Source organism: Polaromonas sp., from assembly GCF_029945895.1.
Classification (GTDB): Bacteria; Pseudomonadota; Gammaproteobacteria; order Burkholderiales; family Burkholderiaceae_C; genus Polaromonas.
This window is the reverse complement of sequence record NZ_JAQSDL010000089.1, coordinates 1-12,510: the sequence shown is the minus strand read 5'-3', so window position 1 is coordinate 12,510 and position 12,510 is coordinate 1. Positions and strand designations below refer to the sequence as shown.

Annotated in this window: 13 protein-coding genes; 3 read left to right on the top strand and 10 right to left on the bottom strand. The window is 65.9% G+C overall.

What is annotated here, in order from left to right:
- The 3 genes from PSV33_RS12550 to PSV33_RS12540 all read right to left on the bottom strand — a co-directional run.
- Positions 1-609: amidohydrolase (locus PSV33_RS12550; RefSeq protein ID WP_300562310.1), on the bottom strand; the 609-nt coding region annotated here is incomplete at its 3' end.
- A 74-nt stretch (positions 610-683) separates the two neighbouring features.
- A complete protein-coding gene (locus PSV33_RS12545; RefSeq protein WP_300562307.1) occupies positions 684-1,373 on the bottom strand; it encodes a dienelactone hydrolase family protein in 690 nt (229 codons plus the stop codon).
- 42 nt (positions 1,374-1,415) lie between these two features.
- On the bottom strand, positions 1,416-2,018 hold the full coding sequence (locus PSV33_RS12540) for a 2-hydroxychromene-2-carboxylate isomerase (RefSeq protein WP_300562304.1): 603 nt from the start codon (positions 2,016-2,018) through the stop codon (positions 1,416-1,418).
- Positions 2,019-2,136: 118 nt separating this feature from the next.
- On the opposite strand from PSV33_RS12540, the gene PSV33_RS12535 reads away from it, so the two are divergent.
- The gene (locus PSV33_RS12535; RefSeq protein WP_300562301.1) at positions 2,137-2,883 is read left to right on the top strand and encodes an SDR family oxidoreductase; all 747 of its coding nucleotides are present in this window, start codon (positions 2,137-2,139) and stop codon (positions 2,881-2,883) included.
- Positions 2,884-3,215: 332 nt separating this feature from the next.
- Positions 3,216-3,854 carry a MarC family protein gene (locus PSV33_RS12530; RefSeq protein ID WP_300562297.1) on the top strand — a complete coding sequence of 213 codons (639 nt, stop codon included), beginning with the start codon at positions 3,216-3,218 and terminating at the stop codon, positions 3,852-3,854.
- A gap of 170 nt (positions 3,855-4,024) precedes the next feature.
- Here the strand turns inward: PSV33_RS12530 and PSV33_RS12525 are convergent, their stop codons facing one another.
- From PSV33_RS12525 to PSV33_RS12495, 7 genes are all read right to left on the bottom strand, one after another.
- Positions 4,025-5,071: an EamA family transporter gene (locus PSV33_RS12525; RefSeq protein ID WP_300562294.1), complete on the bottom strand. Its 1,047-nt coding sequence runs from the start codon at positions 5,069-5,071 to the stop codon at positions 4,025-4,027.
- A gap of 56 nt (positions 5,072-5,127) precedes the next feature.
- Positions 5,128-5,769, bottom strand: a complete 642-nt coding sequence (locus tag PSV33_RS12520; RefSeq protein ID WP_300562292.1) for a cyclic nucleotide-binding domain-containing protein — start codon at positions 5,767-5,769, stop codon at positions 5,128-5,130.
- Positions 5,748-6,452, bottom strand: coding sequence for an ABC-type transport auxiliary lipoprotein family protein (locus tag PSV33_RS12515; protein WP_300562289.1), 705 nt, complete (start codon positions 6,450-6,452; stop codon positions 5,748-5,750). Before PSV33_RS12515 ends, PSV33_RS12520 begins: the two co-directional genes overlap by 22 nt.
- Entirely contained in the window at positions 6,449-7,402 is a 954-nt protein-coding gene (locus PSV33_RS12510) for an MlaD family protein (RefSeq protein ID WP_300562286.1), read from the bottom strand. The genes PSV33_RS12515 and PSV33_RS12510 overlap by 4 nt, the downstream gene beginning before the upstream one ends.
- 32 nt (positions 7,403-7,434) lie before the next feature.
- A complete protein-coding gene (locus tag PSV33_RS12505) occupies positions 7,435-8,223 on the bottom strand; it encodes an ATP-binding cassette domain-containing protein (RefSeq protein ID WP_300562283.1) in 789 nt (262 codons plus the stop codon).
- A 297-nt stretch (positions 8,224-8,520) separates the two neighbouring features.
- Entirely contained in the window at positions 8,521-9,675 is a 1,155-nt protein-coding gene (locus PSV33_RS12500; protein WP_300562280.1) for an ABC transporter permease, read from the bottom strand.
- A gap of 304 nt (positions 9,676-9,979) precedes the next feature.
- On the bottom strand, positions 9,980-10,963 hold the full coding sequence (locus PSV33_RS12495) for a LysR family transcriptional regulator (RefSeq protein ID WP_300562278.1): 984 nt from the start codon (positions 10,961-10,963) through the stop codon (positions 9,980-9,982).
- 129 nt (positions 10,964-11,092) lie between these two features.
- Between PSV33_RS12495 and PSV33_RS12490 the strand changes: the two genes are divergently transcribed.
- Positions 11,093-12,510 (top strand): CoA-acylating methylmalonate-semialdehyde dehydrogenase (locus tag PSV33_RS12490; RefSeq protein WP_300562313.1); only part of this gene is annotated, 1,418 nt, incomplete at its 3' end.

Below are 12,510 nucleotides of genomic sequence, written 5' to 3'. Positions count from 1 at the left end.
CTCGCCCATCAGCGTCGGGTAGCGGGCCAGCAGCGCCTCCACCCGCGCCACGGGGGCGCCGCTGATGCCGGTGTGCGCCCAGATCAGTCGGGCGTTGGGGGCATGGGCCATGAGCAGGTCTATCGCCACATCGTCCACATGCGAAAGCACGGCGAGTCTGTTTTTCTCGGCGAACTGCATCAGCTTTTTCGCGACCGGTCCGTTGGCATTGGCGCTGTCGTACAGATGGAATTCGCCGATACCCTTGTACGGGCCGGCCTGGGCGCCGCTGACGCCGCGCGCAAACTCGGCCTGCACCATCTCGTAAATGGTTTCGTCGCGAAACCAGTTGTCGTAGTCGGCGCGGTTGCGGTACAGGCGGATGAAGGGCACCACGGTCACACCGGCGCGCGCCGTCTGCTCCGAAGCCGCCAGCGCCTTGGTGCCGTCGTTGGGCCGCGAGTTGGCGACGATGGCCTTGACGCCGCTCCGCTGCATGCGCGCCAGCACATCGGCGGGACCATGGGGACCGACGCTGCCGTTCCAGGCCTCCTCGTTGTAATGCAGGTGCGCATCGAACAGCGGGCCGCTGTAGTCGGCGGCCTGGGCCAGCGCCGAAAACGCTACCAAAACAATAGCTGCCTGCGCCCGCCACACAAGGGCTGAAAGCCAAAAACGCTTGAAGTTTCGGGCGCAGGCCATGGTCAGGCCAGGTGTTGCGCCAAAAAGGCCAGCGTGCGCTCTTTGGCAAGTTTGGCCGCCGCTTCGTTGTACGAGCCGCGCTGGTCGCAGTTGAAGCCATGGTTGGCGTCGTAGACATGGACTTCGACGCCGGGCTGGGCTTTTTTGAAGGCTTCCACCGTGTCCAGCGGAATCCAGTGGTCCTGGTTGCCGAAGTGCGCCAGCACCGGGCAGGCCGGCTTGCGCGCGGGTTCGTCACCGGCCGTCATGCCGCCGCCGTAATAAGGCACCGCCGCCGACAGGCCGGACAGCGTGCAGGCCGCGCGCCAGGTCAGCAGGCCGCCCCAGCAGTACCCGACGATGCCGACCTTGCCGCCCGTGCTTTTTGCGGCGTGGTGGATGGCCGCCTGCACATCCGGCAAGACGCCGGGCGCCGGCAGGGCTTCCACTGCCGCCTTGAGTTCCATGCCGGTTTTCATGTCGGCGTCGGTGTAGCCGATGTCCACGCCCGGCCGGACGCGGTGGAAGGTGGCTGGCGCGACCGCCAGGTAACCGGCCGCCGCGTAACCGTCAGCCACGGAACGGATGTGCGAGTTGACGCCGAAAATTTCCTGCAGCACCACCACGGCGGCTTTCGGCGTGCCGGCCGGCTCGGCCACGTAGGCCGGAAAAACAAAACCGTCGGCGGAAGTGAGGTCGATGAATTTGCCCATGGCGAAAGTCTCCTGTTCAGTTGCTGATCAAGGTCTAGAAATTTATTTCGCGGCGAGTTTTTTCTCAAGCAGATCGAGCCGGTCCTGGCCCCAGAAAATCTCGCCGCCAACCACGTAGCTGGGCGCGCCAAACACCCCAGCGTCGATGGCCTGTTGGGTGCGGGTTTCATACAGCTGCTGGATGGCCGGGCTGTGCGACTGGGCCAGACGCCCGGCGTCCAGTCCACACTCGTGCAGGATCTCTGCCAGCACCGCGTCGTCGGCGATGTTGCGCTCTTGCACCCAGACCGCCGCGAAAATCGCGCCGGCCAGGGTCATGGCCGCGGCGCTGCCATCGGCCTGGTCCACCGCGGTGATCAGCCGCGCGGCGGGGTCGCCCCCCACGGGGAAAAATTTGGGCTGGCGGTTGATGGGCAACTGCAGATGCTCGCCAAAACGCTGCAGTTCCACCAGCCGGTAGGCCTGGCGCTGGGGCGCGCGCTGGCCCAGTGGCAGGCCGCCGGAGACCGGGAAAACCTTGCCGAAGTCCACCGGCAGCACCCGCACCGCCGCGCCGGCCGCGCTGGCAATCTGCACAAACCGCTGGTGGCCCAGGTAGGTCCACGGGCTTTGTGGCGTGAAGTAGTAGTCGATGGTGGTGCTCAAGGGTGTCTCCAGTGGGGGCGCTGTTTTTGCGGCGCCGGCAGCCGTTGCGGCCGATTGATGTAGATTCAGGTCAACCCGGTTTGTAACCGGGATTGCTTTTTTTTGCTGGAGAACGGCTTTGTCCAACATTGTTCTGATCACCGGGGGTTCGCGCGGCATTGGCGCGGCCACCGCCCTGCTTGCAGCCCGCGCCGGTTACGCCGTGGCGGTCAACTACAGCGCCAACTCACTCGCCGCCGACGAGGTGGTGCGGCAGATCCGTCAGGGCGGCGGCACGGCCATCACGGTGCAGGCCGACGTGGCCGAGGAGAGCCAGGTGCTGGCGATGTTTGAGAAAGTCGACGCCAAGCTTGGCCGGCTCACCGCCCTGGTCAACAACGCCGGCGTGGTGGACCGCACCGAACGTGTGGACGGCATGAGCGTGGCGCGCCTCAAACGCATGTTCGACATCAACGTGATTGGCACCATGGTCTGCGCACGCGAAGCGGTCAAACGCATGAGCACGCGTTATGGCGGTGCGGGCGGCGCCATTGTCAACGTCTCCAGCGCCGCAGCCCGGCTGGGCGCGCCCGGCCAGTATGTGGACTACGCGGCCTCCAAGGGCGCCGTAGATACCTTCACCATCGGCCTGGCCAAGGAAGTCGCCACCGAGGGCATACGCGTCAACGCGGTGCGGCCCGGCATCATCGAAACAGAGATTCACGCCTCAGGCGGCCTGCCCAACCGAGCACGCGACCTGGCGCCCCAGGTGCCCATGCAGCGCGCCGGCACCGCCGACGAAGTGGCCAAGGCCATTGTGTGGCTGATGTCTGAAGAGTCCAGCTACACCACGGGGGCTTTACTGGATGTGGCGGGTGGCAGGTAGGGAAGCGTTTAGGGTAGACCGCGACAGTTATCGTCGTATGGCGTTACTGAGCTACGCGAATTTTCGAGAACATCACCTTTTGCAGGTTCGAGCCCTGGCTGGCTCCCCGCCTAAGGCTCGAACCTGGGGCCAGAACCAGCCTTTGTCGCTGATGACAATCTTGCGTTGATACTGGTGAAGCCCTCTTTACACTCGACTCGGCTTTGCGCCAGGTTCAACCGGCCTGCTACTTCGACGCCCTCCCTACAGCGCAGGAAACGGGCAAGTCAGACACGTGTATAACCACACCGGTCACCCCCGCCATTTGACGAACGAACCGCGAAAGAACGTTCATGGATTTCAAACCGCTTGTCGCCTTGCTGGCCATCGTCAATCCGCTGGCCATTGTTCCGTTTTTCATTCACTACACGCAGGGCTTTTCGCGTGCGCAGCGGCGGCGCACCATTATCACGGCGTCGTTCAGCGCGTTTCTGGTGATTGCCACCAGCGCGCTGCTGGGGCTGCAGATTCTGGACTTCTTCAGCATCTCGCTGGCCAGCTTCCAGGTCGGGGGCGGCATGCTGCTGCTGATCAGCTCGATGAACATGCTCAACGCCCAGCCGGCCGAGGCCAAGGCGCAGACCAATGAATACGAAGATGGTGCAGAGAAGGCGGCCATGGGCGCCAGCATTGCCGTGGTGCCGCTGACGATTCCCCTGCTGACCGGCCCGGCCACCATGTCGACCGTGGTGATTTACGCGGAGAAGGCGCAGAACTTCCTGCAGCTGAGCATGCTGGTGGGTTACGGCGTGGTGATCGGGCTGGCCACGGCCGTCTGTTTTGCGCTGGCCAACCCGATTGCGCGGGTGCTGGGCAAAACCGGCATCAACGTGATGACCCGACTCATGGGCCTGATCCTGGCGGCGCTGGCGATCGAGGTGATGGCTGGCGGGCTGCACAAGCTGTTTCCGGTGTTGAGCCGGTCGTTGTAAGAAAAATCAGCCCTGCGCCCTTGCGGAATGGGCGCAAGCAGCTATTGTTTTTGTAGCACCCCTCTGACCAGCCCTTGCCGGGGTGGCACCCGCCGCGTCAAGGCTGGCGAACGGTCCTTCTGTGGGCCCATCTGCTGGCCCATCTGCTGGTCCAGCTTCCGGCCCCTCATTCAGTGGTGATGCAGGTGATGCGCGTCCGGCACATGCGGGTGCGCGTGCTGCAGCGGCTCGTGCTGGTGCGGGTGGCTGTGCGTACCCTGCGGCATGGGCTCGTGGCGGTGGGTGTGGTGGCCATCGGCGTGGTCATGCGCATGTTCATGGTCCATGGCCGTGTGCGCGTGTGCGTGGCCGTGTGACTCCATCAGGTGCAGCAACACACCGCCCAGCATCAGCAGCCCGCCGGCGCCCATCCATGCGCTGACCGAGCGGTCGCCGAGCGCCAGCGCGAGCACCGCGCCTATGAAGGGTGCGAAGGCAAAAACAGAGCCGGTGCGGGCCGCCCCGAAAGCCCGCTGCGCCAGCAGGTAAAAGCGCAGGCTCAGGCCGTAGCCGGTGGCCCCGACCGCCAGCAGACCGGCCGCAGCGGCCAGCGTGGGCGCCGCTTCGGCGAAAGCCAGCGCAAGCACGGCCGTCACGGTGGCGCCCAGCGCGGCCTTGACCAGCACCACCTGCCCCGGGTCGCGCTCGGCAAGCGCGCGTGACAAGGTGTTGTCCATGCCCCAGGCGGCCGTGGCCACCAGCACGGCCAGCAGGCCGGCCAACTGGGCGCCGCCCAGGCGGGCCTGGTCCAGAATCAGCACTGCCCCGCCGGCCAGCAACAGTGCCATGGCCACCCAGACGCGGGGGCCCAGGGTTTCACGGTACAGCCGCCAGGCGAGGACAGCGGTGAACAGGGCCTCCAGGGTCAGCATCAGTGAGGCACTGGCACCGCTGGTGCGCTGCAGGCCCCAGGCCAGCGCCACCGGGCCGATCACGGCGCCAAAGGCGACCACAGCCAGCAGGCGCGGCAGATCGCTGCGGCGCAGCGCGGCCTCGCGCGTGGCGCCGCGCCGCAGCAGCGCACCGGCCACCGCAGCGCCCGCATAGAGCAGGGCTGCGGTGCTCAGCGCGCCCAGCCCCTTGCCGAAGTACTGAACCAGCGGGGTGCTGACGCCAAACAGCGCTGCCGCGAACAAGGCCAGCAGGCCTCCGCGCAGGGCGGGTGCGTTCATGTCCATTGCCTCATGATATTCATCAAATCAGCCTCCAGCCCCATGCCGACGGGCGCAAACAGCTATTGTTTTTGTAGCAAACGCACCAGCCGGTTGCTGGTGTTGCGCAGGCGCTGGGCCAGCAGCTGGGTGATCTTGACCATCAGCTTGGCGCCGACGCCGGGGTGCTGGCGGATCAGCTGGCCGATGGCGGCGCGGCTCAGCACCGCGGCCTCCACCGCGTCGATGGCGGTGCAGGTGGCGTAACGCACATCGCGGTCGAACATGGACATCTCGCCCAGAACCGCGCCCTCGGTGGTCACGCCGAGGCGGGACTTGTTGTCTCCGGCATCCGGGTCGTCGTCGCCCGCCGGCGTGGTTTTGGTCACATCGACCGTGCCACTGAGCAGCAGCAGCATCCAGTCGCCGGCGTCCCCTTCAGCGATCAGCACCTGCCCGGGCTGCGCGCGGATCAGCAGCATGGCGTCACCCAAGGTGTCGAGCTCCTTCATCGTGAAGTCTTCCAGCAGGGCCGAATGCTGCAGCAGCTCCGGGCCGCGGCCGGACATTTTCTGGCAGCTGCCCAGCACTTCGAGTCCGGCTTGCTGCAATTGTTCTTCCAGGGAAGGGAGCGCCGGCGGCTTGGCGCTGCCCGTTTCCCGCGGCAGAGGGGTGTTCCCGCCTTCGGGCGGCGCGGCGGTTTTCAGGGGATTTGCTGCAGCCATTGCGAGATCTCCTCAATCGCGGCGTCGGTCGCCGCAGTCAACGCGCGCACGCCGCCGGCTGCGTCGGCGCTGGTGGCCGGGCGCTGGACCGTGAAGTAACGCTGGGCAAGCAGTTTCTCACCACTTGGTGTGTTCTCCACGAAGGTGGCGTGCAGCCGGACCAGCCCGGTGCTGCTGGTGGGCGACTGGAACAGGTGGCTGAACTCCTCAAGTTGCAGCTGCAGCGTGCGCGGCGGCGGCCCCAGGGCGGCGCTGCGGTTCAGGGCCGGGCCCTCCCCCGCGTTGAAAACGGCCCGGTCGCGGCCCAGCGTTTCGCGCAGGCGCTGGCGCACCAGCTGCGCGGGCGGCATGCTCCAGCGCGCCTGCGAGTAGGGCCGCAATTGCTGCGCATCGGCGTAGGCCAGCCGGTACAGCACGGCCTGGTTGTCGAGGGCGCCGCCGGGCGTCGAGATGTCGGCCAGCGCCAGCGGCGGCAGCGGCGCCTGCCGCGTCGCGGGCGGCGTGTTCAGCAGGCCGGGGCCGAAGTCGTAGAGTGCGGCGCGCAGCGGCTTGTCGGGCAGGGCCGAGCAGGCGGTGAGCGCCAGCACCACCAGAAACATCATGCCAAATCGGCCTGCAGCCCTTGCCTGGCGTGCGCGAGCAGCTACGGTATCAATAGCATTGACGGGATTCAGGGGGTTCATGGTTTTCCTCCGGGAGCGGTAAAGCCTGTCTCACCCGGACCGGGTGTGGGCGGGCCATTGCCGAAAATCAGCGATTGCGGGTTGTCGTCCACCGCGTTGACGGTGCGCCGCAGCTGGCGCATGGCGCGGGCGGTTTCCTCGGCCACTTCACCCAGCCTTGGCAGGGTGGCCGCGCTGAAAGTCTCCACCGTAGCGGTCAGGGCGGCACCGCCCGCAGCCAGCTTGTCGATGGGGCCGTCCTTGGCGTTCAGGCGCTCGGCGGTGGTGCCCACTTCGGTGGCGGTTTTGGAGACATCGTCGGCCGCGGTTTTCAGCGACTTCATGGTGACGCTCGCCTCCTGGCTCAGCTTGGGCAGCGAAGCAACCACCGGGTCCAGCTTCAGGACCACCTTGTTGATGCTGTCAGCCGCCTGGCCGAACTGCTGGACGGCGCTCATCAGCGCCTGCTGGTTGCCATCGCCGAGCAGCGTGTTGAGTTTGATGCTGGCCGCCTCGACCTGGTCCATGATCACCTCGCTTTTATCCAGCAGCTTGTCGAGCAGGCCGGGCTTGAGCGGGATGCGGGGCGGGTCGTCGTCGTTGGGCACCAGCAGCACCGTGGACGGGCCGTCGTCTTCGAGCTGGATGAAACCCAGGCCGGTGACCCCCTGCGAGCTGACGGTGGCAAAGGTGGACTGGGTCAGGGGCGTGCCGACATCGACCGAAATGCGCACCAGCACATTGCCCTTGATCTTGTGGTCAAAGCCGATGAACTCGACCTTGCCGACCGGCACGCCGCGAAAACGCACCTGCGCCTGCGGCTGCAGGCCCGAGAGCGTCTGGCGCGTGGACAGCTCGTAGAGGTGCCGCTCGCCGCTGTCGCGCGTCAGCCAGACGGCCAGCAGCGCCAGCAGGGCGGCCACCACCAGCACAAACGCGCCGGCGGCCATGGCATGGGCTTTGTTTTCCATAGTTAAAGTCCTTCATCCCTCTTCGAGGTGGCTCATACAGTAAACGGATACTCGCGCAACAGCTCCATCGCGCGCTGGCCCCGCTCGCCAAGAAAAAAGTTGCGGATAAACGGGTGCGGAAAGGCAATCACGTCGCGGGGCGGGCCGCTGACAATGACCTGCTTGTCGGCCAGCACGGAAATGCGCGTGCTGAGCTCAAACAGTGTGTCCAGGTCGTGCGTGACCATCACCACGGTGAGTTCCATGTCGCGGTGCAGCGAGCGCAGCAGCGCGCAGAAGCTGTCGGAGCTTTCCGGGTCCAGGCCCGCGGTCGGTTCGTCGAGCAGCAGTAGCGGCGGGTCCATGATCAGGGCACGCGCCAGCGACACGCGTTTGACCATGCCGCCGGACAGGTCGGCGGGCATCTTGTCGGCATGTTCGGGCGCCAGGCCGACCATCTGCAGCTTGACCATGGCCGCCTCCCGGATCAGCGCGTCCGGCAGGGTCTTGAGCTCGCGCAGCGGAAAGGCAATGTTTTCCAGCACGGTGAAGGCCGAAAACAGCGCGCCTTGCTGAAACAGCATGCCCACGCGGCGCGCCGCACCGCGCTTGCCCAGCTCGGCCGCCGGCTTGCCCAGCACGGTGATCTCGCCGCGGGTCGGCGCTTCCAGCCCCAGCATCTCGCGCAGCAGCACGGTTTTGCCGGAGCCCGAGCCGCCGACCAGCGACATGAACTCGCCGCGCTCTATGCGCAGGTTCAGGTCCTGGTGAATGACGGCCTCTTTCTTGCCGTTTTTGAACACCGTCCACAGATCGTGAATGTCAACAATGGCATCACTCATCACGCAGACCCCGAAGTAATGGTTCTTCAAGCAAGCCGGGGCCGCGGAACCGGCTTAGCCGGGCCGCAGGCGCAGCGGCCCCCGAGGGGCTGGAGCCTGCGGCTCCAAAGCTGCCTGCGCAGCTTTGGACAGGCGAAAGAGGCGAAGCGTCCTGCGAGCCGCGGCCTGCAAGGCCTCGAGAGCTACACGTAGTGACGGGCGTGGGGGTCAACGTACGCAGCGAAGGGCCGCCCCGAGCAAGCACAGCCCCCTCGGGGGGCAGCGTAGTACGCGCAGCGACAAGCGTGGGGGCCCTATTCATACGCCGATACTCTTGAACAGCACTGCAAAAAGTGCATCGACCAGGATGACCACCGTGATCGAGGTGACCACGGAGGCTGTGGTGCCCTGGCCCAGGCTTTCGGTGTTGGGTTTGACACGCAGGCCGAAATGGCAGCCGATCAACGCAATCAGCACACCGAACACCACCGACTTGGCGGTGGCCAGCGTCAGGTTGGCGGCCTCCACCGCATCGGGCAGGGCATTGATGAAAAAAGACGGCGTCACACCCATGACAAGGTCGGCAGCGAGCATGCCGCCGAGCAGGGCTGCAATCGTGGTCCAGACGCTGATCAGCGGCATCACGATGGCCAGCGCCATGGCGCGCGGCATGACCAGCCGGTAACTGTGGGCAATGCCCATCACGCGCATGGCATCGAGCTCTTCGGTCACACGCATCACCCCGATCTGCGCCGTGATCGCCGAACCGGAACGCCCGGCAATCAGGATGGCGGCGAGCACCGGCCCGAGCTCGCGGATCAGCGAGATGCCCAGAATGTTGACGATGAACGCATCGGCGCCAAACTGACGCAACTGCTGCGAGATCAGGTAGGCAAGGACCACACCGATCAGGAAGCCGACCAGGGCGGTGATGGGCAGCGCCGTCGCGCCGATGTGGTACAGGTGGCCGGAGAGGTCTCGCCAGGGTCCTTCACGCGGGTTTTTGACAAGCTTGATCAGGTTCAGCAGCAGCCGGCCCACCAGGGCGAGCAGGTCCGTGCCGTGGTCCACCACCTTCAGAATGCCCTCGCCCAGCGACAGAAAGGATTCCCGCAAACTGGTAACCGGCGGCTCGGGCCGGTCAACACTGAACTGGGCCACACGGTCCAGCACCGCGCGTTGCGCAGGCAGCACTTCCAGCTTGTCGGGCCATTGCCGGCCCCAGTGGTCCCACAGCACCTGGGCGCCCAGATGGTCGAGTTGCCCGATCTGGCGCAAGTCCCACAGGGCGGTGCTGGCCGACGCAGCAGCCAGCGCTTTGAGCTGGAGCGTCAGATCCTGCCACGCCGGCTGGGCCGTGAGTTCGGCGGCCGTCCACGGACCCAGCACCAGATAACACGCACCGTCGGGCGAGTCCTGCGCGTCAATGTGCGGAGCAGATTCGCTCGCGGCAGCGTCCTCCGGAGATGGCATGGTGTCGATAGGTGCAAACAGCTTGGGATCAATGGGCGGAACGGGGCGGCGTCGTGTCCACTTGCACGACTGGCCGCCCACCCAGTGCATATTAATCCAGCGACAGGGGCGAGCACCACGGCATTTGTCTCCAATCCACCGCCCGCCCTGTCCTACAGTGGCAATGAACTGACCGTAGTGAGCGAGCGTGGGGCGCTCTTGTCTTTATCAGCAGGGGCCGCGGGTCCGGCTTTGCCGGCCCGCAGGCGCAGCGGCCCCCTCGGGGGACAGGAAGCGACACGCAGTGCGCGACCGTGGGGGCCACCTACCCTCCCCAGACCGCCTCAATCGCCTGCCAGGCGCTGGCCACCACCGGCGCCTGGCGCTGCGCGTTCAGGCTGACAAAACTCAGCACGCTTTGCAGGCTGACCTGGTCGGCAATCACCAGGCCGGCGGCATGGGACTCGCGGATCGCGATCGAGTCGCGCACCAGGCTCAGGCCCACACCGGACTTGACCAGGTCCAGCATGGACGCCTCCTGGTCCACCAGCGCCACCCGGTGCGGCTCGACGCCCAGCGGACCGAACACACTGGCCAGCAGCCGGTGGTGGGCCGAGGCGGGCGGCGTGGCAATCCAGGGCAGGGCCGCCAGCGCCTTCCAGTCCTTGCCACGTACCTGCGGCCCCCAGCCAGCCGGCGCCAGCACCCGGTAGGTGAAGTGGGTGAGCTGCCGCATGGCAAAACGCGCCGCCCGGTCGGGCACCTGATTTGCTCCTGAATGTATAGCTGCCTGCGCTTGTGTGGCAAGGGCGGAGGCCCGATTTTCCATAAAATCACTTGCTTCCCCCAGCGGCTGGGCCGGTGTGCCGAGGTAAAAGCCCACATCAAGCTCGCCCCGGTCGATCTGCGCCAGCACCTCGCCGCTCATGGCCTGGCGCAGTTCGGTCTCCACCTGGGGCGCGGTTTCCACCAGCACCTTCAGAAAAGCCCCGAGCCGGGTGAACTCGGGGTCCAGGATGGTGCCTATGCGCAGCCGGCCACGCACCTGGCTGTGCAGGCGGGCCGCGGCGTTTTTGAAGTCGCCCTGCGCGGCCAGCACTTTTTCGGCCTGCGGCAACAGGGCCGCGCCGTCGCGCGTCAGGTTCATGCCCTGCGCGCTGCGCTTGAACAGTGTCAGCCCCGTGGCAGCTTGCAGGCCTTTAATCTGCAGGCTGACGGCCGGCTGGGTCAGGGCCAGCTTGTCGGCAGCGCGCGACAGGCTGCCCTCGCGGGCCACCGCCACAAAAATCCGGAGTGTCTGGATGTCCATTATTAGAAATATTTATAACACTTCTGAGAAATTCAAAGTAGCAAAAGCTTGCCCAGTCCGCTAATCTGATGGGTTAGTCACAAGTTAATTGCAGGAGACAGACCCATGAATGATATGAGCCGCCCAAATATGAACAGCAGCGCCCAGGCCATAGGCCACGCCATCAACGGACGCCCCGTGCCCGGCAACTCCGGCCGTGCGCAGGACGTCTTCAACCCCGCCACCGGCGCCGTGACCGGCCGCGTGGCACTGGCGAATGCCACCGAGGTGGACGCCGCCGTCAGCGCGGCCCAGGCCGCCTTCCCGGCCTGGGCCGACACGCCGCCGATACGCCGGGCCCGCGTGATGTTCAAGTTCCTTGAACTGCTGAACCAGAACAAGGACAAGCTCGCCCACATGATCACGGCCGAACACGGCAAGGTGTTTACCGATGCCCAGGGCGAGGTCTCGCGCGGCATCGACATCGTCGAGTTCGCCTGTGGCATTCCGCAGCTGCTCAAGGGCGACTTCACCGACCAGGTGAGCACCGGCATCGACAACTGGACCCTGCGCCAGCCGCTCGGCGTGGTGGCCGGCATCACCCCCTTCAACTTTCCGGTGATGGTGCCGATGTGGATGTTCCCGGTGGCCATTGCCGCCGGCAACTGCTTCGTCCTCAAGCCCAGCCCGATCGACCCGAGCGCCAGTCTGTACATGGCCGAACTGCTCAAGCAGGCCGGCCTGCCCGACGGCGTGTTCAACGTCGTGCAGGGCGACAAGGAAGCGGTCGATGCGCTGCTGGTGCACCCCGACGTGAAGGCCGTGTCGTTTGTCGGCTCCACACCGATTGCCAATTACATCTATGAAACCGGCGCACACCACGGCAAACGCGTGCAGGCGCTGGGCGGCGCGAAGAACCACATGGTGGTGATGCCCGACGCCGACCTGGAGCAGGCGGTAGATGCACTGATTGGCGCCGGTTACGGCTCGGCCGGCGAGCGCTGCATGGCGATTTCGGTCGCGGTGCTGGTCGGCAATGTCGCTGACAAGCTCGTTCCCATGCTGGCCGAGCGCGCGAAAGCCCTGGTCGTCAAGAACGGGGTCGAGCTTGATGCCGAGATGGGCCCCATCGTCACAGGTGCGGCGCACAGTCGCATCACGGGTTACATCGACCAGGGCGTCAAGGAAGGCGCCAAGCTGCTGGTCGATGGCCGCGGCTTCACCGGCAAACATGCCGGCCCCGGCTGCGACCAGGGCTTCTGGATGGGCGGCACGCTGTTCGACCACGTGACGCCTGAGATGAAGATCTACAAAGAGGAAATTTTCGGCCCGGTGCTCGGTTGCGTGCGGGTCAAGGACTTGGCCGAAGCGGTGAACCTGATCAACGCCCACGAATTCGGCAACGGCGTGAGCTGCTTCACCCGCGACGGCAACGTGGCCCGCGAGTTTTCGCGCCGCATCCAGGTCGGCATGGTCGGCATCAATGTGCCAATCCCGGTGCCCATGGCCTGGCACGGCTTTGGCGGCTGGAAGAAAAGCCTGTTTGGCGACATGCATGCCTACGGCGA

What these genes read in the sequence shown, in the direction of transcription:
- PSV33_RS12500 (WP_300562280.1), bottom strand. Translation starts at nt 9,675, where the DNA reads ATGCCATCTCCGGAGGACGCTGCCGCGAGCGAATCTGCTCCGCACATT.
- PSV33_RS12525 (WP_300562294.1), bottom strand. Translation starts at nt 5,071, where the DNA reads ATGGACATGAACGCACCCGCCCTGCGCGGAGGCCTGCTGGCCTTGTTC.
- PSV33_RS12530 (WP_300562297.1), top strand. Translation starts at nt 3,216, where the DNA reads ATGGATTTCAAACCGCTTGTCGCCTTGCTGGCCATCGTCAATCCGCTG.
- PSV33_RS12520 (WP_300562292.1), bottom strand. Translation starts at nt 5,769, where the DNA reads ATGGCTGCAGCAAATCCCCTGAAAACCGCCGCGCCGCCCGAAGGCGGG.
- PSV33_RS12505 (WP_300562283.1), bottom strand. Translation starts at nt 8,223, where the DNA reads ATGAGTGATGCCATTGTTGACATTCACGATCTGTGGACGGTGTTCAAA.
- PSV33_RS12495 (WP_300562278.1), bottom strand. Translation starts at nt 10,963, where the DNA reads ATGGACATCCAGACACTCCGGATTTTTGTGGCGGTGGCCCGCGAGGGC.
- PSV33_RS12510 (WP_300562286.1), bottom strand. Translation starts at nt 7,402, where the DNA reads ATGGAAAACAAAGCCCATGCCATGGCCGCCGGCGCGTTTGTGCTGGTG.
- PSV33_RS12515 (WP_300562289.1), bottom strand. Translation starts at nt 6,452, where the DNA reads ATGAACCCCCTGAATCCCGTCAATGCTATTGATACCGTAGCTGCTCGC.
- PSV33_RS12545 (WP_300562307.1), bottom strand. Translation starts at nt 1,373, where the DNA reads ATGGGCAAATTCATCGACCTCACTTCCGCCGACGGTTTTGTTTTTCCG.